This is a genomic window from Thermosediminibacter litoriperuensis (assembly GCF_008124715.1).
GTDB classification, from domain to species: Bacteria; Bacillota; Thermosediminibacteria; order Thermosediminibacterales; family Thermosediminibacteraceae; genus Thermosediminibacter; species Thermosediminibacter litoriperuensis.
The window spans coordinates 1-23,849 of record NZ_VNHO01000030.1 but is presented as its reverse complement, the minus strand read 5'-3'; the positions used below and the strand labels follow the sequence as shown (position 1 = coordinate 23,849).

The 23,849-nt window shown below is 48.0% G+C and carries 24 protein-coding genes; 17 read left to right on the top strand and 7 right to left on the bottom strand.

Annotated features, from left to right (window positions below):
- Nucleotides 1-226 precede the first annotated feature (226 nt).
- On the top strand, nucleotides 227-850 hold the full coding sequence (locus LZ11_RS10510; protein WP_148867835.1) for a stalk domain-containing protein: 624 nt from the start codon (nucleotides 227-229) through the stop codon (nucleotides 848-850).
- 82 nt (nucleotides 851-932) lie between these two features.
- On the opposite strand, the gene LZ11_RS10505 is transcribed toward LZ11_RS10510, so the two are convergent.
- On the bottom strand, nucleotides 933-2,345 hold the full coding sequence (locus LZ11_RS10505) for a glycosyltransferase family 2 protein (RefSeq protein ID WP_148867834.1): 1,413 nt from the start codon (nucleotides 2,343-2,345) through the stop codon (nucleotides 933-935).
- A 310-nt stretch (nucleotides 2,346-2,655) separates the two neighbouring features.
- Here LZ11_RS10505 and LZ11_RS10500 point away from each other — a divergent pair, with 310 nt between their 5' ends.
- From LZ11_RS10500 to rho, 9 genes are all read left to right on the top strand, one after another.
- Entirely contained in the window at nucleotides 2,656-3,576 is a 921-nt protein-coding gene (locus LZ11_RS10500) for an ABC transporter substrate-binding protein (RefSeq protein ID WP_148867833.1), read from the top strand.
- 17 nt (nucleotides 3,577-3,593) lie between these two features.
- Nucleotides 3,594-4,301: an ABC transporter permease gene (locus tag LZ11_RS10495; protein WP_148867832.1), complete on the top strand. Its 708-nt coding sequence runs from the start codon at nucleotides 3,594-3,596 to the stop codon at nucleotides 4,299-4,301.
- Nucleotides 4,288-5,028 (top strand): ABC transporter ATP-binding protein, encoded by a 741-nt coding sequence (locus LZ11_RS10490; RefSeq protein WP_148867831.1) that lies wholly within the window; start codon nucleotides 4,288-4,290, stop codon nucleotides 5,026-5,028. The genes LZ11_RS10495 and LZ11_RS10490 overlap by 14 nt, the downstream gene beginning before the upstream one ends.
- A gap of 103 nt (nucleotides 5,029-5,131) precedes the next feature.
- Nucleotides 5,132-5,707: a YqaA family protein gene (locus LZ11_RS10485; RefSeq protein ID WP_246110799.1), complete on the top strand. Its 576-nt coding sequence runs from the start codon at nucleotides 5,132-5,134 to the stop codon at nucleotides 5,705-5,707.
- 161 nt (nucleotides 5,708-5,868) lie between these two features.
- Nucleotides 5,869-7,197, top strand: a complete 1,329-nt coding sequence (locus LZ11_RS10480; RefSeq protein WP_148867829.1) for an S-layer homology domain-containing protein — start codon at nucleotides 5,869-5,871, stop codon at nucleotides 7,195-7,197.
- 137 nt (nucleotides 7,198-7,334) lie between these two features.
- Entirely contained in the window at nucleotides 7,335-9,410 is a 2,076-nt protein-coding gene (locus LZ11_RS10475) for an S-layer homology domain-containing protein (protein ID WP_170240362.1), read from the top strand.
- 29 nt (nucleotides 9,411-9,439) lie between these two features.
- The gene (locus LZ11_RS10470; RefSeq protein WP_148867827.1) at nucleotides 9,440-9,808 is read left to right on the top strand and encodes a response regulator; all 369 of its coding nucleotides are present in this window, start codon (nucleotides 9,440-9,442) and stop codon (nucleotides 9,806-9,808) included.
- 25 nt (nucleotides 9,809-9,833) lie between these two features.
- Nucleotides 9,834-10,829 carry a two-component system sensor histidine kinase NtrB gene (locus tag LZ11_RS10465; protein WP_148867826.1) on the top strand — a complete coding sequence of 332 codons (996 nt, stop codon included), beginning with the start codon at nucleotides 9,834-9,836 and terminating at the stop codon, nucleotides 10,827-10,829.
- Between the two features lie 255 nt (nucleotides 10,830-11,084).
- Nucleotides 11,085-12,350 (top strand): transcription termination factor Rho, encoded by a 1,266-nt coding sequence (rho, locus tag LZ11_RS10460; RefSeq protein WP_148867825.1) that lies wholly within the window; start codon nucleotides 11,085-11,087, stop codon nucleotides 12,348-12,350.
- An 11-nt stretch (nucleotides 12,351-12,361) separates the two neighbouring features.
- Here rho and LZ11_RS10455 read toward each other — a convergent pair whose 3' ends face one another.
- Genes LZ11_RS10455 through LZ11_RS10445 form a run of 3 tightly spaced genes read right to left on the bottom strand, consistent with a single transcriptional unit; the run spans nucleotide 12,362 to nucleotide 13,574 of the window.
- The gene (locus LZ11_RS10455) at nucleotides 12,362-12,670 is read right to left on the bottom strand and encodes a MazG-like family protein (RefSeq protein ID WP_148867824.1); all 309 of its coding nucleotides are present in this window, start codon (nucleotides 12,668-12,670) and stop codon (nucleotides 12,362-12,364) included.
- Nucleotides 12,667-13,113, bottom strand: a complete 447-nt coding sequence (locus LZ11_RS10450) for a nucleoside recognition domain-containing protein (RefSeq protein ID WP_246110800.1) — start codon at nucleotides 13,111-13,113, stop codon at nucleotides 12,667-12,669. Before LZ11_RS10450 ends, LZ11_RS10455 begins: the two co-directional genes overlap by 4 nt.
- Before the next feature lie 23 nt (nucleotides 13,114-13,136).
- Nucleotides 13,137-13,574: a nucleoside recognition domain-containing protein gene (locus LZ11_RS10445; RefSeq protein WP_148867822.1), complete on the bottom strand. Its 438-nt coding sequence runs from the start codon at nucleotides 13,572-13,574 to the stop codon at nucleotides 13,137-13,139.
- Between the two features lie 348 nt (nucleotides 13,575-13,922).
- Here LZ11_RS10445 and LZ11_RS10440 point away from each other — a divergent pair, with 348 nt between their 5' ends.
- From LZ11_RS10440 to LZ11_RS10420, 5 genes are all read left to right on the top strand, one after another.
- Nucleotides 13,923-15,542, top strand: a complete 1,620-nt coding sequence (locus LZ11_RS10440; protein ID WP_148867821.1) for a carbon starvation CstA family protein — start codon at nucleotides 13,923-13,925, stop codon at nucleotides 15,540-15,542.
- A gap of 77 nt (nucleotides 15,543-15,619) precedes the next feature.
- Complete coding sequence (locus tag LZ11_RS10435; RefSeq protein WP_148867820.1) at nucleotides 15,620-16,117, top strand: DUF8052 family protein; 498 nt, start codon at nucleotides 15,620-15,622, stop codon at nucleotides 16,115-16,117.
- 115 nt (nucleotides 16,118-16,232) lie between these two features.
- On the top strand, nucleotides 16,233-17,963 hold the full coding sequence (locus LZ11_RS10430) for a sensor histidine kinase (protein ID WP_148867819.1): 1,731 nt from the start codon (nucleotides 16,233-16,235) through the stop codon (nucleotides 17,961-17,963).
- A complete protein-coding gene (locus tag LZ11_RS10425; RefSeq protein ID WP_148867818.1) occupies nucleotides 17,935-18,699 on the top strand; it encodes a LytR/AlgR family response regulator transcription factor in 765 nt (254 codons plus the stop codon). The genes LZ11_RS10430 and LZ11_RS10425 overlap by 29 nt, the downstream gene beginning before the upstream one ends.
- Nucleotides 18,700-18,871: 172 nt before the next feature.
- Nucleotides 18,872-19,060 carry a ferredoxin gene (locus LZ11_RS10420; protein ID WP_148867817.1) on the top strand — a complete coding sequence of 63 codons (189 nt, stop codon included), beginning with the start codon at nucleotides 18,872-18,874 and terminating at the stop codon, nucleotides 19,058-19,060.
- A gap of 240 nt (nucleotides 19,061-19,300) precedes the next feature.
- On the opposite strand, the gene LZ11_RS10415 is transcribed toward LZ11_RS10420, so the two are convergent.
- Nucleotides 19,301-19,840 carry a helix-turn-helix domain-containing protein gene (locus tag LZ11_RS10415; RefSeq protein WP_148867816.1) on the bottom strand — a complete coding sequence of 180 codons (540 nt, stop codon included), beginning with the start codon at nucleotides 19,838-19,840 and terminating at the stop codon, nucleotides 19,301-19,303.
- Between the two features lie 176 nt (nucleotides 19,841-20,016).
- On the opposite strand from LZ11_RS10415, the gene LZ11_RS10410 reads away from it, so the two are divergent.
- Nucleotides 20,017-21,216 (top strand): DUF819 family protein, encoded by a 1,200-nt coding sequence (locus LZ11_RS10410; RefSeq protein ID WP_148867815.1) that lies wholly within the window; start codon nucleotides 20,017-20,019, stop codon nucleotides 21,214-21,216.
- Nucleotides 21,217-21,261: 45 nt separating this feature from the next.
- Nucleotides 21,262-22,239: a dipeptidase gene (locus LZ11_RS10405; RefSeq protein ID WP_148867814.1), complete on the top strand. Its 978-nt coding sequence runs from the start codon at nucleotides 21,262-21,264 to the stop codon at nucleotides 22,237-22,239.
- On the opposite strand, the gene LZ11_RS10400 is transcribed toward LZ11_RS10405, so the two are convergent.
- Entirely contained in the window at nucleotides 22,234-23,328 is a 1,095-nt protein-coding gene (locus tag LZ11_RS10400) for a D-alanine--D-alanine ligase family protein (RefSeq protein WP_148867813.1), read from the bottom strand. The genes LZ11_RS10405 and LZ11_RS10400 overlap by 6 nt on opposite strands.
- Nucleotides 23,329-23,561: 233 nt before the next feature.
- A partial coding sequence (locus LZ11_RS10395) for a transposase (protein ID WP_222927228.1) occupies nucleotides 23,562-23,849 on the bottom strand: 288 nt, incomplete at its 5' end.

The following is a 23,849-nucleotide window of genomic DNA, read 5'->3' as shown; positions in this document are numbered from 1 at the left end:
AAGCTACATCCGCAACGTGCTCATTCGAGACATCTCATAGAGGAGGGGCTTCACTCTTTTCATCGGGACAGCAAAAGAGCTTCCCAAGGAGGAAGATCGAAGTCCCCTGCCGCTACGAGAAATATTAGATAAGTTTTATCAGAATTCCTGTGTGGTTGTCAAAAAAACTTTGAATGACCCTTAATTACATTATTAAAGCTAACTATATTGTACAAGGAGGATTTAGATGAAGTCAAAAGTTATCCTAGCGGTTTGCTCCGTAATCCTGGCATTCACCACGGTAGCGATTGCTGCCAGCATCAACGGTGATTTTAAAGGCTTCCCGATAGTAAACGTCAGCATAAACGGTACAAAGATTCAAAGCGAGATTCCCGCGGTGAATTTTTACGGAAAAACATTACTGCCCGTCCGAAATGTGGCTGATACCCTGCAGACAATAGTAGAATGGGATGACAAGACCTGGACCGCGAACCTGGTAAAGCCCGAAGTAAACATGGTCTTTGCCAGCTCCGTAGGGGAAAAAGAGGGTGAGGGTATTGTTATACAGAACGCCTTCAAGTTGATGCCCGTAGGGAGGAAAAACAGCTTCTATACATACACCGAAATCGACGGCCTGAAATACGGCTACTATTCCTTCAGAATAGCCGTTATAGACCCGCAGGGTAACGCCATTTACAGTACCGGTGAAACCCATTTTGAGATCACCAAGGATACTCCCGGCGGCTTTTACGTCATCGACCTTTTCGAGAACATTGATTTCGTCAAACCTGGTTCCTATAAATTCCAGGTGCAGGTGAAGCACGACGGAACCTATAAGCCCGTTTATGAAAAGACCCTGGTGGTCTATTAAAAAAATACAGGGACGCGCTGATAAAGTAGATCCAGAAAAGAATATAAACCCTCCGAGTTTTCGGAGGGTTTTGCATTGTTGACTATGCATTGTTGACGCTGATATCGGACGCCTCACGGGTTCGCGGGGTCTTGCACCATGCTTTCGGCTGCCGGTTAAGGGCACGCAAGACTATGGCGCACGAATACGGCAGCGGCAGCAGGAAGCCTGCCAGCGGCAGTATCAGGAGTTCAATCAGTGCCAGCAGTTTTTTGGTAATCCCCCTGCTCTTCATATACCGGGAGTACCTGAAGTAGATGTAGTATGTAAACCCGAAATAGATGAAGACGAAGGATTTTAAGATGTACTGTAAATATTCCGGGAGTATCACGGGTTTAACCCATCCTTTCAGGGTTAAAAGCAGTATTACCGGCGGCACTAGCACCGCCAGCTGGTATAAGGTCCACTCCACTTCGCCCTTCAAAAGCAGCGTCTTTAAAATCCGGTTCCTTTTTGGAGTGTCGTAGCCGGCGGCATCCTTGAATTTTTCTATTACCTGAATATGGCCTGAGGCCCACCTCAGGCGCTGGCGGAAAAAGGCCCGGTAGTTTTCTGGTGTCTGCTCGGTGCTGACATAGGGGAAGTATTCGGGCCACGCGTCCCGCTCCAGGAAGGCGCGCACGCCGATCTCCAGGTCTTCGGTGAGGGCGTTGAAATCAAAACCGCCTATTTTTTTAAGGAGCTTCGACTCTATAAAGAGGTTTGTTCCTCCGACAAAGGGTAGCTGCCTCATTAGCACCGGCAGGTACCATTCGTGGGCCAGGGCCTGGTAAAGGGAGGCTATCTTGGTTATGGGGCTGAGGAAGAAGAAGTTTCGCACCTGAAATACCGGTCCCTGCCAGATGAGGTCTTTTTTGTCCGAAATGAGCCACCGGTAAGCTATATAACGCAGCACGTCGAGTTCGGGGTGGCTTTCAGCGTCGTAAAAACCGCAGATATCCGAATTTTTGTCGATAAAGGAAAGCCCGTAGTTTAACGCTCTACCTTTTGTGGACGGGACTTCGCTTCCCGTGCATGTGCCTCCAAAATAGCCGTCAAAGTCATAGGGTACTATGACGTGCTTCAGGGTAGGGGCGTTTTTCCTTTTCCGGAATTCCAGGATCTTTGCCTCCACTACCTGCTGTGTTGTAACAGGCCCCCCCTTTTGGAGCTCCTTTTCGTCAGTAATTATTATTATCTCCAGCAGGTGGTGGGGGTAATTCAACCGGGCCAGGTGTTCTATTGTCTGCCCTATTACTTCCGCTTCTTCCCGGGCCGGCACGAGTATGGAGAACATCGGCAGATTCTTTCGTTTTTCCCTGGCCAGCTTTTTCAATTCGAAAAGCGTTATGGGTCTTCTGCGGGACCAATAATGCTTTTTAGCATAATGCTGCCACAGGAAATACCTTAAGAATAGAAAAAAGAAGAATATGTAAAGCCCGACGGCTAAAAGGTATATCTTTTCCGGGAGTGTCATTTTATCCCCCCCTGTTATTTTCGCTTTTCGTATTATTCATATTAAAAGACATGCCAGAATACATTATATACCTAATGAAACACAAAAGAAAGTTAATAATAAAACGAAAACGTGATGACAGTTATAATATTATGCTGTATTTAAAGTTAAATGCCTTTTAACACTAGTTCCTTTGTAAAATTCACCTATTTTCTTCTGTTTTCTGCTTTTTTAAAAAAAATAAGGAAGGATATTGAAATTTTTTATAGAATTAAAAGACGTGAAAGCATTATGTATTACAAAACATAACGATTAAAAGAGGAGGAAAATTATGTGCAGGAGTAGAATGTATAAAATTGTTTTTTTACTCGTTCTTTTCCTGGCTCCGGGGATATTTTTGGCAGCGTGCGGGCAAAAGGTACCGCCGGAGGGGAATTCAGGAAAGGATTCGCCGGGCAAAGGCGAGATCATCCTTGCTACCACCACCAGCACTCAGGACAGCGGACTTCTGGATGTACTTATACCTATTTTCGAGCAGAAGACGGGATATAAAGTCAAAACCATTGCGGTGGGTACCGGTCAGGCCCTTGCCATGGGAGAAAAAGGTAACGCCGATGTGATGCTGGTCCATGCCCCGGAAGCCGAGATGGAGCTGGTAAAAAAGGGTGCGGTCATCAACAGGCGGCTCGTCATGCACAATGACTTCGTAATCGTGGGGCCTGCGGAAGACCCCGCAGGGATTAAAAATGCTAAAGATGCTGCGGAAGCTTTTAAATTAATTGCAGAAAAAGAGGCCCTCTTCATTTCCCGGGGAGATAATTCCGGCACCCATAAAAAGGAACTGGCCATCTGGAAAAAGGCCGGAATCGAAAATCCATCGGGCAAGTGGTACCAGTCTACCGGCCAGGGGATGGGTGCAACCCTTGACGTAGCCTCTGAAAAAAGCGGATATACCCTGACCGACAGGGCTACTTACCTGACCAAAAAGGATAAGCTCCACCTGGTTATACTGAAGGAGAAGGACAGCTCCCTGCTAAACGTCTATCACGTGATGCAGGCCAACCCGGACTATGTGAAACAATATAATCCCAGTACGGCCGGGATGATCAATGTGGAGGGAGCAAAGGCTTTTATGGAATTCATGGTAGCCCCCGAGACTCAGAAAGTAATAGGTGGATTCGGAAAGGATAAATTCGGCCAGCCGCTTTTTATTCCCGATGCCGGCAAGAACGAAGCCGGTATTCTTGAGTAGCGAGTGAGGGGATTTGATTGGATGCGGTAGTAGAGGGAGTCAAAAGGGCGCTCATCTTGCTTTTTACTCTGGACAAAGAAATATATCAGATAACCCTTTTTACTTTAAAGGTGACCGGGACAGCAACTCTCATCAGCGTCGTCCTGTCTTTGCCGCTGGCCTTTTTCATCGCTTTAAAGGATTTTCCCGGCAAAAGATTGATCATAAGTCTTGCCAACCTGGGAATGGGGCTCCCGCCAACGGTGGTGGGGCTCTGGGTCAGTCTAATGCTGTGGAGGAGCGGTCCCTTCGGCCGGTTCCACCTTATATATACACCTACAGCTATGATAATAGCCCAGGCCATAATAGCCACTCCAGTGGTACTCGCTCTTTCCACCGCCGCCCTCCAGCAGGTGGATAATAAATTAAGATGGCAAATCATGGCGTTGGGTGCTACTCCCATTCAGATGCTTTTTTTGATGATAAAGGAGGCGAGATACTCCCTGCTGGCGGCGGTGATGGCCGGGTTTGGGGCCGCTGTGTCCGAAGTTGGTGCTTCGATGATGGTCGGCGGCAATATTGCCGGTTACACCAGGGTGCTGACCACAGCTATTGTGCTGGAGACCGGTAGGGGCAATTTCGCCGCGGCCCTGGCCCTTAGCTTCATATTATTGCTGGTAGCTTACCTGAGCACACTGGCGCTTACCCTTTTACAGCAGCGGAGGCATAAAGATGTATATAATTGAAGGATTCAATATTCTGGTGAAATCAAAAGATAAAGTGTTGCTGGATGTAAACCGGGTCCGGTTGAACCGGGGAGAAGTCTTTGCAGTTATCGGTCCCAACGGCGCCGGAAAGAGCACTCTCCTGAGAGTGCTGGCCCTGCTTCAGCCTCCGCAGAATGGGGAAATATATTTCATGGGGCAGAAAGTTAAACCCCCCGACAGGATAAGGCTCCGCCGCCGGATGGCCGTGGTTTTCCAGGAACCGCTGCTTCTTGATGCTACTGTGATAGAAAACGTAGCCGTGGGATTGAGGATACGGGGGATGCCGGCTCAAGCAGCGAGAAAAAAGGCTGAATACTGGCTTGAAAAATTCAAAGTGGGAGAGCTTAGGGACCGTTGGGCCAGGGCCCTTTCCGGGGGTGAGGCTAAACGGGTGAGCCTTGCCAGGGCCTTTGCCCTGGAGCCCGAGGTGCTTTTTCTGGATGAGCCTTTTGCGAACCTCGACGCCCCTCTTCGAGAATCGCTTCTGGCCGACTTCTCTGAAGTGCTCAGAACCACCGGGGTTACCACCTTTTTTGTGAGCCACGACCTTAGAGAAGTTGCGCTGCTCGCCGGCAGGGTTATGGCCTTAATAGAGGGGAGGCCCGTACAGGAAGGTACTCCAAAGGAATTAATAGATAATCCCGCGAACGAGGATCTGGCCCGTTTCGTCGGCGTCTGGAAGAAGATTATGCCGGGACTCTTTTAAAGGTCCCGGGTTTTTTGTATTTATATTCCCGTTCTTTTATGATAGTATACATATAAGAGTGCATACGGGCTAAAGCGGTATCGAGAATAAGGGGTGGCTTTTATTGGATTTCTTTTTACAAAACGGTCCGCTGGGGCTTTTCATACTTTCGTTTATTGAAGCTTCATTTTTTCCCATTCCACCCGATGTGGTGCTGTTGCCTATGGTCATGATGCTTCCCTCGAAATCCTTTTATTATGCTTTAATTACCAGCATCGGTTCCATGCTGGGCGGAGTCTTCGGCTATTTCCTGGGCGTTCGGGCCGGCAGACCCTTGCTCATAAGGTTCGTAAAGGGCAGGAATTTCGACAGGTTGGAGGGCATGTTCCGGCGCTACGGTGGATGGGCGGTGGCTATAGCGGGGTTTACGCCGATTCCCTATAAGGTTTTCACCATTGCAGCCGGGGTTTTTCGGATAGACCTGATAACCTTTTTCATAGCCGTCCTGCTGAGCAGGAGCGCCCGCTTTTTCCTGGAAGCGGCCCTGGTTGTGAGTATGGGTGAGAAAGCGCCCGAATTAATTGACAGGATCCTGGGGCCGGGGTCTTTTCTGGTTGTCGCCTCAATTGCCGTGGTTTACCTGGCCTTCAAGAACAGGAAGTCCTGTTTTTTATGTAAATTTAAAAAACCTGAAGAGTAACTCGCCGGTCATGGGAGATTTGCTGGCAAGTAATTGTTACAGCCAGTTTACAAGACTGTTACATTATTGTTACACTTAAATTTTTACCCGAATTTTACGATCCTCCTTCCGTATTTATATACTGGAAACGCAATACCAGTGAAAGGAAGGAGGCATTTACCATGAAAAAGTTTATTGCGGGGCTGCTCATGATAATACTCGTGGTATCTTTGGCGGCCCCGGCGGCGGTAGCCAAACCCAAGCACGGCCTTAAGGATGTGGACGAGAGGTTCGAGTGGGCCAGGTTTTCTATCGAGAAGATGTATGCAAAGGGGATCATAAAAGGTTTTCCCGAAGGTTTGTTCAAGCCGAAAGATCCAGTCACCCATCTTCAGGCGATAATAATGGCTCTGAGGATAATGGGCTGGGAAGACGAACTTCGCAGGGACACGGTTCTGCCCAAAAACGTCAAGAATATGAAGCTTTCCTGGGATGAGGGGTATTACTATGTGGCGCTGGCCGTGCAGAAGGGCCTGGTAAGGCCGGAAGAACTGAAAAATTTTCGTCCTAACGAGCCTGCCAAGAGATACGAGGTTGCAAAGTATATCGTCCGAGCCATAGGTAGGGAAGAAGAGGCAAAGCAGCATATGAGGGAAAAGCTCCCCTTCAGGGATGCTAATGCAATCCCCAAAGATGCGGTGGGATATGTTTACGTCATGACTGAACTGGGGCTGATGAAGGGTTACCCGGGGAATGTATTCCAGCCCAATAAACCCGTTACCAGGGCCGAAATGGCGGTAATAATCAACAACCTTAACGACCTGCTGGTAGAGGACACGGAACAGGAGCCCCGCTTCTTCGTGGTGGCGGTCGATACAAAGGCGCTGACCATAACCGTAAAAGAAGGGGATAAGACAGCTGTTTACGATGTAGTGGAAGACGTTCCCGTTTACATAAATTACAGCTACGGCAGTCTCAGCTCGCTCGAACCCGGCGACGAGGTCAAGCTGGTATTCAACGAAAGACGGGAAGTTGTGTTCATACAGGTGGTGAACAAAAAGGTGACCACCACGGCGAAAGGCATAGTGGTAGATGTGGATAAAAGCGAAAAGACCGTATCTTTAGTCACCTACAGGGGCGAAGAGAGAGGTTATGTAGGTATACTGAAAGAGAGCAATATAGAGGGGCGGCACTTGGAACTGGAGACCATATATGATCGGTTTGTGCTGGTTGGAGAGACCGGCGGTTTGGAAGACTATATCGGCAAAAAGATAGTGGTGCTGGGCGAAATTGAGAACGGAGCATCCATATACATGAGAGGCCGGGTTCTGGACGTGGACGAATGGTTCGTGGTGACCGAAAAGAATACCTCAACCTTTGATGTAACCGGTGACACCTGGATAGAGGTAGAAGGAAAACGGGTAAGGCTCTCGGACTTGGAAGAAGGTGCATATGCCGAGGTCAAAGCCCAGGGAAATACGGCAATTAGTATAAAAGTAATAAAAAAATAGTACACAGATAAAAAAGAAATTAAAGGGGTAAAACAATGAGAAGGGGCGATTTGTCGCCCTCTTTTTTTTAAAAGCAGGAATCATTATTTTTTTGTAGAATATATAGAACAGGAAAAAAATGAAAGGGGATGAAACCTTTGAGATCGGCTATCCGGGCTAATAAGACTTTAGTCATCTTCCTCGCGGCTTTTTTAGTCCTTGTAAACACCCTGAACATTACTCAGGCCTTTGCCGCCCCACTGAAATTCGCCGACATATCCCATCAGAGATACGACTGGGCGAGGCCTTACATAGAGAAGATGGCGCTCATGGGGGTAATCGCCGGGAAAGCCCAGAATACCTTTGCACCTGACGACCCGGTGAAGCGCGTCGAGTTTATAGCCATGATCGTGAGGCTATTGGGGCTGGATGAGGAGCTCGAAAATAAAGACCTTCCTCCCGACTTTCCCAAGGCCTATTCGGTACCGGTGTGGGCCCGGGGTTATGTAGCCGTGGCGGTGGAAAAGGGCATTATATCCGGGCAGGATTACGCCGATTTCAGGCCCGAAGACCCCGCTAAGAGATATGAGGCTGCTGTCTTTGCTGTAAAAGCTCTGGGCTTTGAAGAAGAAGCCAGGGCGCTAAAGACCATAAACCTCTCTTTCAAGGACATTTACGCCATCCCCCTCGATGCCCGGAATTACGTGCAGGTGGCTGTTGAAAAAGGGATACTGTCAGGTTTTGAAGACAATACTTTCAAGCCAGGTGACGGCATAACCCGCGCCCAGGCCGCCAAGGTGTTGAATCAAATGGCCGAATTCATAGATGCTGGCGACAGGATCGTAGTCGGAGAAGTCGAAAGCATCCAGACACTTTTTCTCCAGTATATTGACGTGAGACTGGCTGACGGCAGCCGGAAGACCTACAACGTGGGAAGCGACGCCCAGATATACAGAAAAGACCGGCAGGGCAGGTTGAACAAAATAACGCTGAAGGACATTTCCGCTGGAGAAACGGTGATGATAATAGCTGAAGACAGCAACGCCCTTTACTTAGAAGCGACTTCCTCTGAGATTACCGCCGGGGAGACCGTGGAAGGAACGTTGAAGACCGTGGACACCGCCGGGAAGTTCGTCATATTTACAAAGAAGGATGGCGGCGACCTGATTCTTTCCATCGACTCCGGCACCCGAGTGTATATCGACGGCAGGCTTGCTTCCACTGCGGATTTGGTGCCGGGGCAGCCCGCCAGTGTTTTGATTTCGGAGAATAGAGTGGTAAAAATCGAAGCAAGAGGTGAGGATAAGACCGCAAAAGGTCTGCTGAAGGCCGTCGTTTCCAACTCGGTAATCATTGAAAACGAAGATACGGGTAATACCGAAACGTATGCTGCCGGAGCGGCTGTAACCGTGATAAAAGACGGCAAGACCGCGGCGCTGTCCCAGCTGCTGGGCGGGGATATGGTGACGCTGGTCATTACAGGAAGCAAGGTCACTAAAATAGAGGCCGAGAGCGCCGAAAAGAAGATCACGGGTACCGTAAAGACCGTGAGCTTCCTTACTAGAAATCCCGTTATCACCGTGAAGGCAGAAGACGGTACCGAAGAAGATTATGAAGTTGACGGGGACGCCGATATCACCAAAAACGGCAAGCCGGCGGATATCAAGAGCATAAAGAGCGGGGACGAGGTCACCCTGTACCTGAAGTACCGTAAAGTTGTCGACATCACCGCAAAGAGCGTCAGAAGAGACATCAACGGCATGATTAAAGAAATTTCCCTCTCCAGTATTTCAAAGGTTATAATTACCGATGATGAAGGCCTAGAGCATTCATTTGTAATAACGCAGGATACGAAGATAACCCGGGACCGGAAAAAAATTACCGTATTCGACCTTAAGCCCAATTTCTATGTGGAAATGGAAGTTGAAGGCGACGAAGTGATAGAGATGGACGTGACCGCCCGGCAGGTGCTCAGCACTCTCACCGGTACGGTCCAGTACATTCACAAAGATGCCAGGGTTATAGTAGTAGAACTGAGGAATGTCGAAGGGTCCCGCGTTACGAAGGAAATTCATTACACGAGCGATACGACGATTATGAAGGGTGGCAGAGAGGTAAGCACGAGCAGGATAACCGATTATATTGAAGAGGGTGATGAGATCATCGCCGTAGGCAGGTACGAAAGTGGTCTTTTCTTTGCGGATGTAGTGATCGACCTGGTGGTTTCTTACTGAACCTGGGTCAACCGTAAAGGAGGGACTGTATGGGACGCAAAAACAAGATCCTCGTAGTGGACGATCAGGTATGGGTCAGGAGGATGCTGCTGGAAGCCCTATCGGCACTGGGATACGAAGTTTTCGGGGCGTCCTCCGGCCCCGAAGCATTACAGCTGGCGGGGGAAAGGGGGCCGGATCTGGCGATTATAGACATGTCGATCCCAGGTATGGATGGGCTGACTCTGTTTTCAAAACTCAGGGGGATAAATTTTAATATACATGGGATACTGATTTCGGGCAACGGTGAAAAAAATTGTATAGAAAAGGCTTTGAAGGAAGGTGCTTTTGCGTACCTTGTAAAACCCTTCGACATAGGGGACCTCAAAAATCTAATACAACAAGCCCTGACATCTTAAGAATTGCACCGAGAGGAGAATTTGCATGTATTACAGCCCGAATTATGCAAATTCTGACCTGCTTAGGGATCAAAAGATCTACGAGGATTTGTTTACAGAAAGGAGTTACAGCATTTCAGAAGATCTCGAGGTCTTCATAAAGGAGGGAAGTCACAGGATAGTGCTGGAAAACGAAAGAGAGGACGACGAGGCGGTTTTTTACACTTTCAATATTAATACCACCGTGGTTAAAAACAGGGACGGATTGGTAGGAGTTGTCATATCCTGTGAAGATGAGAACAGGAGCGAGAGCGTCAGGGGGGATCTGCGCGAGAGGCCGTCCCACCTGGAAAACCTCTCGGTAATAGGAGAGCTGGCGGCCAGTGCCGTCCACGAAATAAAAAACCCTCTGTTTTCCATAAGGGGCTTCCTACAGATAATCGACAACAGTTTTTCGGAGGACGACAAGCGCAAGGAATACACCAGGATTATGATCTCCGAAATTGACAGGCTTGAAGGCTTGGTCAGAGATCTCCTCATGCTGGCCAAAACACGGATCGGATCCGACGAAAGTGTGACCGTATGCGAACTTATCAGGGACATTGCCGAACTTTATAAAAACAGGATGGAAATGCAGAACATCAAATTCAGCCTCAGGGCGGAAGACGAGTCGGCCTGCATCCTTGGCAACCGGGAACAGCTGGAGCAGGTGTTTATAAACCTGATCCAGAACGCCCTGGAAGCTATGGAAAACGGCGGCAATATAGAGGTCGTGACCTCCAGAAAAAACGAAAAAGTGGTCATCGAAGTAAGGGATGATGGAAAGGGAATAAGCCCCGAAGCGGAGAAAAAGATATTCTCTCCCTTTTTCACAACCAAAAAAAACGGGACGGGACTTGGCCTTTTCCTGTCTAAAAAGATTGTTGAAGATCATAGGGGAAGGATTTACTTCCAGTCAACTGAAGGAAAAGGCACGGTATTTTTCCTGGAGTTTCCGGTACAAAATGGTGAAGACCGGCAGGCTGAAAACCCTTCTGAATGAAGCGGATGGCATATTATATACGCGGTTTTGGCCTTGGGCTGGAAGATTAATCCCTGTTGATGCCTTGATACTGCTTGTGCTATAATAATTATAGATTTCCGTCTTCTAAATTTACCGCCTGGGTGAATAATTTTCCATTCCCTGTATATAATGTTGATAGAGGACTCATCAGACATTATACCTTCCTTTTTCGGTTGTTCTGTTTGATTCCCGATGTGCGGTGAATTTTTTTTATTTTTATGAGGAGGTGATAAGTTGCTGGCGTCGGAATTGGAAAAAAAGACTATTACCCAGCTCCACGAGATCGCCAGGGAAAAAAGGATTCCGGGCTATTATAAGTACAGAAAGAAGGAACTCATAATTAAAATAATGGAAGCCATGGCCGCCGAGTCGGGAGACAGCATAGCCGAAGGGGTTCTTGAGGTGCTGCCCGATGGCTACGGCTTCTTGAGGATAGAAAACTACCTGCCTTCCGATGAGGATATATACATATCGCCCTCCCAAATCCGCCGCTTTCACCTGCGCACGGGGGACTTGATCTCGGGAAGGATAAGGCAGCCAAAAGAAGGAGAGAAATACAGGGCCCTGCTGCAGGTCCACGCGGTAAACGGTCTTGATCCGGAACACGCCGTCAAGAGGTTTCACTTCGACTCACTGACGCCTATTTTCCCCCAGCCAAGACTCACCCTAGAGCACGACCCCGAGGAACTTTCCACAAGGATAATCGACATAATTTCGCCGATCGGAAAGGGACAGAGGGCACTCATAGTTTCACCGCCCAAAGCCGGCAAGACGATGATGCTCAAAAAAATCGCCAACGCCCTCACCAGAAATCATCCCGACCTGGAGCTGATCGTGCTGCTGATAGACGAACGGCCGGAAGAGGTAACCGATATGAGGCGTTCGGTGGACGGTGAAGTGGTGAGCTCCACCTTTGACGAACCGCCGGAAAATCACCTGCGCGTCGCGGACATGGTGCTTGAGCGCGCCCAGAGACTGGTGGAGAGCAGGAAAGACGTGGTGATATTGCTGGACAGCATCACGCGCCTTGCCAGGGCCAACAACCTGGTGGTGCCGCCGACCGGCAGGACGCTGTCCGGGGGTTTAGACCCCAGCGCGCTTCACAAGCCCAAGAGGTTCTTCGGCGCGGCGCGCAACATCGAAGAAGGCGGCAGCCTTACCATCATTGCCACCGCCCTCGTGGAAACGGGCAGCCGTATGGACGATGTGATTTACGAGGAATTCAAAGGAACCGGCAACATGGAAATTCATCTTGACAGAAAACTGGCGGAGCGCCGGATTTACCCGGCCATAGACATAAAACGATCGGGCACCCGCCGTGAGGAACTGCTGCTCTCAAAGGAAGAACTGGAGGCCGTATGGGTACTCAGAAAGGCCCTGGCTCCGCTGGATACCGTCGAGGCTGCCGGCACCCTCATCAGCAGGTTGAAAAGGACCAGGACCAACCGGGAATTTCTTGAAAACCTGGCTGCTACGATAAACGAGCTGCAGCTAACTTAAACTTAGGGTATTTACTTCAAATAACCCTTTGCCTTCAGTTTTTCTATGTGCTGTCTTATCTTTTCGTCCAGGTCTATCTGGTAATTTTCCTCCAGCACGAACATCATGGAAACCGCCACCTGGGCCACGTCCAGGAGTTCTCTGGCCATCCTGTCCACGACTTCCTTCTCGTCCATCTTGATGTTCTCGCCGCTGCTTGCGCGGAATTTCCCTATGGCCTGGGCCAGCTCGCCGGCCTCCTCCATAAGCTTTAATGCTGTCGATTCCAGCGTGGGAGTCAGCCCGTTGAGCCTGGGCAGGCTTATAACTTTAAAGTTCATAAATTCACCTCTTTTTCAAGTTCGTGCCTCATCAGTTTTGAAGCCAGAAAGGTAAACATTGCGGCAACCAGGAGGCGCGTTGTAAGAAGAAGCGCGCTGCTGACGCCCAGGGCGGCGAAAATAGCAGTATCCTCAAAAACTGCATGGGCCGCCACGAGAAAGTAAGTAATCAGGTAAAGGTCCCTCCTGGGAAGCCGGTTTTCCCTGGCTGTCCGGAATATTACTCCCGCCCCGTAGGACAAACCTATTATTATTCCTATTACCAGCGGGAAGCCCGATTCCTTTCGCATCCCAAACACCCGTACTAGAGGAGAGAAGAAACCGGCGATGCGGTCCAGCACACCCAGGTCCTTTAGAAACTCCATGGCTATCATGATCGGTATAACTATGACTGCGATCTGCTTAACCGAGAGCAGGGAGCCCACCGCAGCTTCTTTAAGCACTTCCAGCAATAAAAGTCCCCCTTTCATAGTAAAAAGTTAAAAGCGATTCCCGATAAGACCGCAAGACCTACCCTTACAGCTATTACGTTTACGGCCGAAAGGCCTATTTTTTTTGCCAGAGCCGTTTCCACGGGCAGACTGTGGCAAAAGGACAGCATAATGGCCAGTACGGTGATTTCCTTCAATGAAAGAGAAAGGGACACAATAGCGCCGATGGCGGCATACAGGTTGACGAAATTGCCCAGAACCAGCACCAGAGCGGCTTCCCCGGGGAGGCCGAATATCCCCATAAGCGGGGCGAACAATCGGGCCACGATCTCAAGAATAGGCGTATGCTTAAAGAAGGTTACGATAAAATATACCGGAATTAAGATTCTGGCAAGCTGCCAGGTCACTTCAAGGCCGGACTGCAGGCCGCGCTTTAGAGTATCAAGAGAAACAGAGCCCGGTGGAGAACCCAAAGTGATACCTCCTATCCCTTTGATTTCATAAAGATTATAACATACAAACGAAAGAAAACTCCATACGAACGTTTCACCGGTAACCCCGGATTTTTAACCGCACGGACCCCATTTTCAACCGGTGAGAGAAAAGAATAGTACAAAAGGCAGCATTAAGATGTATAATAATATTTAAAAAAATAAAAAATATATTTCCTCCCTGTAAAACATAAATATTAAATTATAAGAGATACCGGTGTAAAGGATCCGGCATCCTTTTCGCGAACCCTTTACAGCAAAGTGAGGTGATGGCGGGATTAAATTCATTATTTTTACTTAATTTAATTTAAACAAAGGGAGGGTGGACTCATGAATTCGCTGGTGCTTCTGATACTCGGCGCCGTGCTCTTTCTGATCGCCTACGCGACTTACGGCGCTTACCTTGCCCGGCAGTGGGGGCTAGACCCCTCGAGGAAAACCCCTGCCCACGAGCTCTACGATGGAGTGGACTACGTGCCTGCAAACCGCTATGTGCTACTGGGGCACCACTTCGCGTCCATAGCCGGCGCAGGCCCCATAGCCGGGCCGATACAGGCCGCGATATTCGGGTGGCTGCCGGTGTACCTGTGGATCATACTGGGTACCATATTCGTGGGAGGGGTTCACGACTTCGGCTCCCTGCTGGCTTCCATAAGGCACAGGGGTAAATCGATCGGCGAAATCATAGAGGCCAACATTGGAACCAGTGGAAAAAAGCTCTTCAACATATTTGCGTGGCTGACTCTCATACTGGTGGTGGCCGCCTTCACCAGCATAACGGCAGAGGCTTTTGCAGCCACGCCGGCGGCGGGGACCGCGTCGGTTCTATTCATATTTACAGCCGTGCTGTTCGGCCAGCTAGTATACAGGAGAAACGCCGGTCTCGCGGTATCCACCATAATAGGCGTGGCGCTCATCTTCCTGTCGGTATGGATAGGCTATAAATACCCCTTTCTGCAATTGAATAAAACTACCTGGCAGTATATACTGCTGGTGTACATTTTCTTTGCCTCGGTACTTCCTGTTTGGCTCCTGCTGCAGCCCAGGGATTACCTGAATTCCTTCATGCTTTATGCCATGTTGATCGGAGGCGCCATAGGAATAATTCTCATGCACCCCACCCTGCAGCTCAGTCCCTTCAAAGGATTTACAGTTTTAACCGGTGCCGGCGCCCAGTACCTTTTCCCGATGGTCTTTGTAACCGTAGCCTGCGGCGCCTGTTCCGGATTCCACTCACTGGTGGGTTCCGGGACTACGTCCAAGCAGCTCTCCGGTGAAAACGACGCCAGGTTTGTCGGATACGGCGCCATGCTCATAGAGGGCTTTCTGGCAATAGTAGCACTGATTTCTGTGGCTTACGTTTCCAAAGCCGAGGGCAGCCCGGCGGAAGTTTTCGCCAACGGTATCGCCGAATTCATGACCTCTTTCGGCGTTCCGGCGGATTTCGGCAAAGTGTTCATAACCCTGGCTTTTACGGCTTTCGCGCTTACAAGCCTTGACACTGCCACCAGGCTCGGCAGGTATATATTCCAGGAATATTTTGAGACCGAAGGCGGCAAGAGAAGCTTGCTTGCCGACAAGTACGTGGCGACTTTGATCACCATATTCGTAGCCTACCTGCTCGTGACATACGGCTACCAGAAAATATGGCCCATATTCGGTTCGGCTAACCAGCTACTATCGGCGCTGGCGCTGCTTGCACTAACCGCCTGGTTTGTCAGGACCCGCAGGAACCCGGTGATGACCTTCCTACCTATGATCTGGATGTTTGCCGTGACGCTGTCGGCTACTCTGCTCCTTATGAAGAATTTTTATGCTGCCCAAAATTACGTCCTGGTCGTCCTGGCGGCAGCCCTGTTCGTGCTCGCCATTATCCTCATGGTGGTAACATACAACACCCTTAAAGGGGCGAAGAAATCTGAAAAAGGCACCGCTGCTAAGGCGGGATAAAATCGTTCTTCAGCTGAAGAGGTGGATTTTAATCCACCTCCTTCAGTTTTTAAAAGATGGGAGGCGAATGTATTTTTATGGATTCCGGAAAGTACCTGGAAATGTTGAGCGAGCGGCTGAAACCATACTTCGACTTAGAAAGGGAAATAATAATTTGCGGCAAGAAGACGGACCTCTTTGCGAGATGCCATGTGAAGCACGTCAGGACTTTTTTGACACCGAAGGATGTGATCGACTCCTACGAAACCAATGAATACTTTGTGGTTAAGATCTTTGACGGGAAATTGAAGGAAGAGGACTTATTTTTATTTGATACATTTTTGAAAGATATAATGAAGATTTACGTTTCACCCGGGGACGGGCATATGTGCAGCATAATAAACGGAGTTATGGTGCTGGAAGAAGGGCTGGACGGAGAGGTTGAGAAAAAGGTCCGAAACTACTCTTATGAGAAGAGCTACTTTTTTTCGCTGAAAGGCTGGAGCCGCATCAATCTCGCAGTAGTGGACCTGAAAAGCGGTCGTATCATACCTAGCCGCAGGGGCAAAAAGCTCGAACAACTTTTAATGCCGTGATGAAGGGGTGCATTTAAAGCACGAGCCGGGATGAGGTATGAAATCGTAATTTTTGAAAAAATACGCCTTATATGATATATTTATATTAGACAGGCTTTTTGGGAGTTGAAAATCGATGGTTTATTCGATTCTGACGGGACTGGCCGACAGGCTGGGGCTTTTTATCGTCATAGCCTATCTTCTTTCAAGAAACAAAGCTTTCAAAAATCTGATATTGAAGCACCGGGTATCGCTGCTGGATAAAATCCTGTTATCAGCCGTATTCGGTGCTTTTGGTATACTGGGGACTTATATGGGCATCCCGGTCTACGGGGCCCTTGCCAACTCTAGAGCTGTGGGAGTTATCATTGGAGGGCTTCTCGGCGGCCCCCTTGTGGGAGTTTTATCCGGGTTGATAGCGGGCTTTCACCGCTGGGCCATAGATGTAGGCGGTTTTACGGCGCTGGCCTGCGGCCTCTCTACTTTCACCGAAGGAACCATAGCAGGGCTGCTGCACAGAAAATTGAACCACGGTAAAATAAGCTGGAAGACGGCGTTATTTATCGGCGTGGCCCTGGAGCTTTTACAGATGGTCATAATTCTCCTGGTGGCAAAGCCCTTTTCGGCGGCGCTGGCTCTGGTGAAGGTTATATGGTTTCCAATGACCTCCGTCAACGCCATGGGTATCGCAATATTCATAATAATAGTTGAAAACATATTCCGGGAACAGGAAAGAGTAGGAGCTTACCAGGCCCAGCTGGCTCTCGATATAGCTTCGGAAACGCTGCCCTATTTAAGGCAGGGGTTGAGTGAGTTTTCGGCTTACAGGACCGCCAAGATAATATATGAGAAGGCGGACTACGACGCTGTCGCTATAACCGATAACAGGCAGATCCTGGCGCATATCGGTGTGGGTGAGGACCACCACAGGACCGGTCTGGACGTGCTGACCCGGGCCACCCGGAGGGCGCTGGAGACCGGTGAATGCCAGATAGCCTCGAATAAAGAAGAGATAGAGTGCTTTAACGGTGAATGTCCTCTGAAGTCGGCTGTGATCGTGCCGCTCATGGAAAAGGACCAGGTGATAGGATGCCTGAAGCTGTACAGGACCAGGGAGAACAGTATTACCAGCATCGACATCAGGCTGGCCCAGGGTCTTGCCCAGCTCTTTTCTACCCAGCTGGAACTTTCCAGGATGGAACACCAGGCCAGGCTGCTGGCAAAGGCGGAACTCAGAGCACTGCAGTCCCAGATAAACCCCCATTTTCTTTTTAACGCTTTAAATACCATTATTTCTATCTGCCGCAAGGATCCCGAGCAGGCCAGGGCTCTCCTGATATACCTGGGCGAATTTTTCCGAAAGAACCTGAGTTCGGGCAGGGAACTGGTTCCTCTTGAGCAGGAAATAGAGCACGTCAAGGCATACCTAGCCATCGAACAGGCCAGGTTCGGTGAGCGCCTGAAGGTGGTCTTTGAAATAGATCCGGTCACCGGCGTAATGGTGCCGCCGCTCATCCTGCAGCCTCTGGTTGAAAACGCCGTTAAACACGGCCTGCTTCCCAAAAAAGAAGGCGGGATGGTGATCATTAAGGCAAAAAACGTTACCGGTGGTATGGAGATAACCGTAGCCGACGACGGGGTGGGTATGGACGAGAATACATTGGAAGGCATACTTTCGCATAAGGTGTCCTTGGACAGGATTGGCCTGTGCAACGTAAACGAGCGGCTGGAGAGCCTTTACGGCAAGGAGAGCCGGTTAAAGATCTCGTCGAAGCCCATGCTGGGCACCGTGGTGAAATTCTTCATCCCGGCCGCCGCAAAGAACTGGAGGGAGGCCGATGGAGCTTACAGTGCTGCTGGTAGATGACGAAAGCCCCGCCCGCGACGAACTCCGCTACCTCCTGGAAGCCTACCCGGAGATAAACGTGGTGGGCGAGGCCTCTTCGGGGCAGGAGGCCATCGACAAGGTCATCGAGTTCAACCCCGATGTGGTCTTCCTTGATATAAAACTCTGGGATATGGACGGCTTTGAGGTGGCCAGGCGGATTTTTGAAAAGGGGAGAACTCCGTTTATAATATTCGCCACTGCTTACGACGAGTACGCGGTAAAGGCCTTCGAGATAAACGCGGTGGATTACATCCTGAAGCCCTTTTCCGCCGGCAGGCTGGAAAAGACGGTGCAGAAAATCATAGATATATTCAAAAACCAGAGAAAGAGAGAGGGGGTTCTGAGGATTTCCGAGTACCTCGGGATAAGAGAAAAGCCCTCGTGCAACAAGTTATCCTTTTGGAAAAACGAAAGGATATACCTCGTATGCCCTGAAGATATATGCTACTGCGTAGCCGTTGAAAAGGGAAGTATAGTTAAGGCAAGACAGGGTGAATTCAACACCACCTCTACCCTTTCCGAACTGGAGGAAAAGATAAACAGCCCGAGTTTTTTCAGGACCCATAAGAGTTATCTCGTGAACCTGGACAGAGTCAAGGAGATAATACCCTGGTTTAACGGTACGTTTATCCTTTCCATTCAGGGATATGAAAAAGACGAAGTCCCTGTAAGCCGCCGCCAGGCCAAGGTACTCAGAAGACTGTTTGACATATAGTCGAGAACACTGTTGGATGTGCGATGCCGGCCTTCGGTTACTTCTTCCTCGAAGCGAGGCAGGGCGCTGCCGGCAAAGAGCTTCATCAGCAAAAAATTAAAAAAAACCTTTGCATAACCCCCACCTGATGTGGTAAAATATACAAAGAAATTTAGTAGAGGAGGTATTTTCCTTGAAGCTCTATGTTGATCAGGACCTCTGTATAAGCTGTGGGCTCTGCATTGATACCTGTCCGGCCGTTTTCAGCTGGGGCGATGAAGGAAAAGCTCAGGCCATTGAAGGCGAAGTTCCTGCCGATGCTGAGAACGAGGCTAGAGAAGCTTTAGAAAACTGCCCCACCGAGGCTATAAAAGAGGAATAATAGATGCAACAAAAAACCAGGCCCAAACGGGCCTGGTTTTTTGTTGGGAATGTTCTTTTCGACATAAAAGCCAGCCTATGCGGTTTATGGCAGTCTTTCTTATGAGCCGGTACGACACAGGGGTATGAACAGTAATAATATGCCGAAAAGCTATAACACATTTTTACATATTTCCCGGGCAATACTTAATTAATTCGACTAAAAATTTTCTTTTTTGTAGATACATGTGAAACAAAAATTTTAGAAAGAAGGAGGAGTCATAGCCCAGATGGAGATACATTTTTTGTCGCCAATATTAATATACCTATGTGGTACAGTGCTATCAAAATAAATGCTGTCCCCTTCATATAATACATATTCTTCCTCACCGTATTTTATTTTAAGCGTGCCTGATAATATAAAACCGCACTCTTCTCCTTCATGAGAAATGAGCTCCTCGGAATTACATTCCCCCGGTTCAATTTCCACCAGCAAGATTTCCATTTTCCTGCGCAAATCCGGGCTGAGCAGCATATAAGTTACACGAGAGTTGGGTAAAATGATTTTCTTTCTATCGTGTTTTCTTACAATGGGACTTAAGCGTTGGCCGTCGTTAAAAAAATAATTGATAGATATATCCAGTGCTTTAGTTATTTTCCACAGGGTATCTACTGTGGGGGAAACCATATTCCTTTCTATTTGACTTATTATACCGGTGCTAAGGCCGGTCATTTTAGCCAGTTGGGCGATGCTTATACCTTTACTGGTCCTAAGTTGTCTTATCTTTTTGCCAAGTTCCACAGGACTCACTCCCGATGTTTCTTTACGGCTTAATTTTAATATAATTTGGTGATTTTAACAACCGTTAAAAAATTTACTTTTAAGTTGATATATAAGAAGGAATTTTGATTTTTATGAAGAATATATACCTTCGGATGTTAAAAAAATTGAACAATATTTAATTTATTGAAGGAGGTATGGTCATGAGTTTCATCAAGCCTGATGATACCTGGACATTGATGGCATTCTTAACAGGATGGGCTGCCGTGAGCATTTACTTAGAACAGAACTATAAATGGGCCGCCAGAGTGAGCGGTGCTATTATAGCTCTTCTGGGGGCACTGATTTTTGCCAACCTAAAAATAATTCCAACGGAAAGTCCGGTCTATGACGGTGTATGGACTTATGTCGTGCCTGTTGCCGTCCCGCTGCTGCTTTTTAAAGCCGACATCAGGAGGATATGGAGAGAGAGCGGTAGGACCTTTTGGGCTTTCAATATTTCTGCGTTAGGTACAGTTTTAGGAGCTTTTATCGCTACATTACTGTTATCTTCGGTAATCCCTGAAGTTTACAAAGTGGCTGCTATGATGACTGGAAGCTACATGGGCGGTGGCGTGAACTTCGTTGCTATGTCTGAAGCGTTCAAAGCCTCTCAGAATGTTATAAACGCAGCTATTGTAGCTGATAACCTAAATATGGCTTTATATTTCTTCGTACTTATGACAATACCAACAGTGGGTTTTTTCAAGAGGAATTTTTCCCACCCTTACGAGGATACTAAAAAAGATAACGATGAAGGTAAAACTGCTGCAGCGGCATATTGGGGGAGGAAAGAGATCTCCCTGCTCGATATAGCGCTGGCAATGGGGTCCGCCTTGGTTATTACTACGATATCTACCAAATTTGCAGGTTTCATTAACGAATCGCCAGCGCTCTCATTTATAAAGGCAATATTAGGCCAGAAGTACCTGGTTATAACAACAATGACTCTGATTCTGGCTTCGGTTTTTCCCGGCTTTTTTGGAAGAATAAAGGGAGCCGAAGAACTGGGGACGTTCCTGATATACCTGTTCTTTGTAGTCATAGGGGTGCCTGCATCTATTGAGATGATAATCAAGAACAGCCCGGTGCTGCTTTTTTACTGCGCCATCATGGTGATTGTTAATATGGCCTGGACCCTATTGATCGGGAAGATGTTGAAGTTCCACCTTGAAGAACTGCTAATAGCATCCAACGCAAACATAGGAGGGCCGACAACTGCAGCCGCTATGGCCATAGCCAAGGGTTGGACCGAACTCGTGCTACCTGCCCTTTTGGTTGGAGTATACGGATATGTAGTAGGTAACTACTTTGGGATTTTTACAGGAAATACCATTAAAAGTCTGTTAGGACTTTAAAAAAGGGGAGGGCAAAAGCCCTCCTCGGTTTTAAGGAGGGCATAAATGCTTGTATTTGACTGTCATTCAGATATATGGTGCGACGTGGCAAATAAAAGAAAAAAGGGAGTAAAAAGGGTACTGAGCAGTTTTCACATACCAAGGCTGAAAAAAGGCAATATTTGTGGTGTGAATGCGGCAGTATGGGTTGAACCCCAATATTCAAAAAATCCCACGAAACGAATGCTTGAAATATTAGGGAGTATATCAGAAGAACTTATGGAACTGGACGACGGCTTAGTTATAGTCCGCAATTTAAACGATTTATACCGAGCGATACAAGAGCAAAATCTTTTTATTATCCTAAGTATGGAAGGTCTAAGCGGGATTGAAGGCAACCTCAGCTTTATAACAACACTTTATAAACTTGGAATAAGAATTATAAGTCTTACCTGGAATGAAGAAAACCCTTTTGCTGCAGGGGCCGGGTGCAATGACCCGCAGAAGGGACTCACCGCCTTGGGTAAGGAAGCGATTAAAAAAATGAAAGAACTCGGAATTATACTGGACGTGTCTCACCTGAACGAAAAAAGCTTCTGGGATGTTTGCGAAGTGGCGGAAAAGCCCTTTATAGCTTCTCATTCCAACTCATACAGGTTATGTCCAAATAAAAGAAATCTGAAGGACGAACAGATTAAGGCAATAGCCGCCAAAGGCGGGGTAATCGGTATTAACGCTTGGCCAGAATTTATTCATTCTTCAGATCCAACTTTGGAAAGAATGATCGACCAAGTCGAATATATGGTGGAGCTAGCAGGAATTGATCACGTTGGGTTCGGGTTTGATTTCTGTGATTATCTGGATGATCAAATAAAAAACAATTTACAAAAAGACAAAATTCCCACTAAAAAAACTGAGGGATTGGAGGATGTGACCCAGGTGCCAGCTGTTGTAAAAGAGCTTGAAAAAAGAGGGTTCAAGCCAGCCGATATAGAAAAAATCTGTAAAGGAAATTTCCTTAGAATTTTTAAAGAGGTATTATAAAGTGAGCTTTAACGCCTGTTTCTGGCGGTGTCTTTCAATAGCCAGTCCTATCAGCTTGTCGATGAGCTCTTTATACGGCAGCCCCGAAGCCTCCCACATCTTGGGGTACATACTTATATTTGTGAAGCCGGGGATGGTGTTGAGCTCGTTTATATAGATAATGCCCGTCACCTTGCTCAGCAGGAAATCCACCCGCGCCATCCCGGTGCAGTCCAGGGCTTTATACGCCCTCACCGCAAGATCGCGGATCTTTTCGGTCTCTTCCGTGGCAAGCGGGGCGGGTATGAGAAGCTTGGACTTGCCACCGTCGAAGTATTTTGCGATATAACTGTAAAATTCCTCGCTGGGGATGATTTCTCCCGGCAGGGAAGCCACTGGGTCATCGTTGCCAAGAACGGCGCACTCGATTTCCCTCGCCGGGATGAACCTTTCTACCAGCAGTTTCCTATCGAATTCAGCAGCATGCAGGATAGCGTTTTTCAGTTCTTCTCTGTCATGGGCTTTGGTAACTCCCACGCTGGAACCCAGGTTGGCCGGCTTTACAAAGCAGGGGTATCCGAAGGACTTTTCGACCTCTGCCACCATATCCATGAGCCCGGCCGGCAGGTCCTTTTTATAGAAAACCTTGAAGTCCACGACAGGCAGGCCTTCCTGCTTCAATAGCTTTTTTGAAAACACCTTATCCATGCATACCGCTGATGAACCTACACCGCAGCTCACATAAGGGATATTCATGAGTTCGAAAACTCCCTGGACCGTGCCGTCTTCGCCGTGCGGCCCGTGCAGTACCGGGAAAATTACGTCGAGGTAATATCTGGTTTCAATACCGTCTTTCAGGGTAATCGCGCACTTGTAACTCGTGTCCGGAGGCAGGAAGGCCGGTACGGCCTCGTCGACCCAGGTGCCGTCCTGTATTTTTGAAACATCCCCGAAAAATACATGCCACCTGCCGTCTTTCGTTATGCCTATAGGCACGATATCGTATTTTGACTTATCCATAACATTTATTATGGACGTGGCCGACATCAACGAGACTTCGTATTCACCCGATTGCCCTCCGAAGACAACGCCTACCTTTAATTTCTCCATCAGACAGCACTTCCTTTCTCGCCCTTGCAAATAAAATTAACCGATGGTTAAGGTTTCAGTATTATTTTATTCACCTAACCTGCACAAAAAAACATCCTACAACATTATAGCAGAATTTATATTATGGAGTTTTGAGGTTCATAAAAAATTAACGATTTAATAGTTTTTTTAACGAAATATGTCTATAATAAAAAACCCCCATTCGGGGTTACAGCTTGTAGACAAAGCCGCTTTTAGGTTATGCATCCTAAAAGCGGCTTTTTGTTGAAGGCGAAGAAAATTTTTAAGAAAAACGAATGTAAAGCGGGGACTGTTGGCGGAAACGTTCCCCGTCTTTTCTTCCATAAAGCCAGCTTTTTTAAATTCATGCATGCGAAAAGAAGCGTGAGGTAATGTCCGACTTTCCTCAAGCCTCGTAGATTTGTATAGCGCATGCCATGCTTTTCCTTCGCATCGGCAAATACCCGCTCGATGGTCTGGCCGCGCATTTTGTATAGTTCTTTACCCCATTGGGTGTGTCT

Coding starts and splice junctions, on each gene's coding strand:
- LZ11_RS10510 (WP_148867835.1), top strand. CDS start 227: ATGAAGTCAAAAGTTATCCTAGCGGTTTGCTCCGTAATCCTGGCATTC.
- LZ11_RS10505 (WP_148867834.1), bottom strand. CDS start 2,345: ATGACACTCCCGGAAAAGATATACCTTTTAGCCGTCGGGCTTTACATA.
- LZ11_RS10500 (WP_148867833.1), top strand. CDS start 2,656: ATGTGCAGGAGTAGAATGTATAAAATTGTTTTTTTACTCGTTCTTTTC.
- LZ11_RS10490 (WP_148867831.1), top strand. CDS start 4,288: ATGTATATAATTGAAGGATTCAATATTCTGGTGAAATCAAAAGATAAA.
- LZ11_RS10480 (WP_148867829.1), top strand. CDS start 5,869: ATGAAAAAGTTTATTGCGGGGCTGCTCATGATAATACTCGTGGTATCT.
- LZ11_RS10470 (WP_148867827.1), top strand. CDS start 9,440: ATGGGACGCAAAAACAAGATCCTCGTAGTGGACGATCAGGTATGGGTC.
- LZ11_RS10465 (WP_148867826.1), top strand. CDS start 9,834: ATGTATTACAGCCCGAATTATGCAAATTCTGACCTGCTTAGGGATCAA.
- LZ11_RS10455 (WP_148867824.1), bottom strand. CDS start 12,670: ATGAACTTTAAAGTTATAAGCCTGCCCAGGCTCAACGGGCTGACTCCC.
- LZ11_RS10440 (WP_148867821.1), top strand. CDS start 13,923: ATGAATTCGCTGGTGCTTCTGATACTCGGCGCCGTGCTCTTTCTGATC.
- LZ11_RS10435 (WP_148867820.1), top strand. CDS start 15,620: ATGGATTCCGGAAAGTACCTGGAAATGTTGAGCGAGCGGCTGAAACCA.
- LZ11_RS10430 (WP_148867819.1), top strand. CDS start 16,233: ATGGTTTATTCGATTCTGACGGGACTGGCCGACAGGCTGGGGCTTTTT.
- LZ11_RS10425 (WP_148867818.1), top strand. CDS start 17,935: ATGGAGCTTACAGTGCTGCTGGTAGATGACGAAAGCCCCGCCCGCGAC.
- LZ11_RS10410 (WP_148867815.1), top strand. CDS start 20,017: ATGGTCATGAGTTTCATCAAGCCTGATGATACCTGGACATTGATGGCA.
- LZ11_RS10405 (WP_148867814.1), top strand. CDS start 21,262: ATGCTTGTATTTGACTGTCATTCAGATATATGGTGCGACGTGGCAAAT.
- LZ11_RS10400 (WP_148867813.1), bottom strand. CDS start 23,328: ATGGAGAAATTAAAGGTAGGCGTTGTCTTCGGAGGGCAATCGGGTGAA.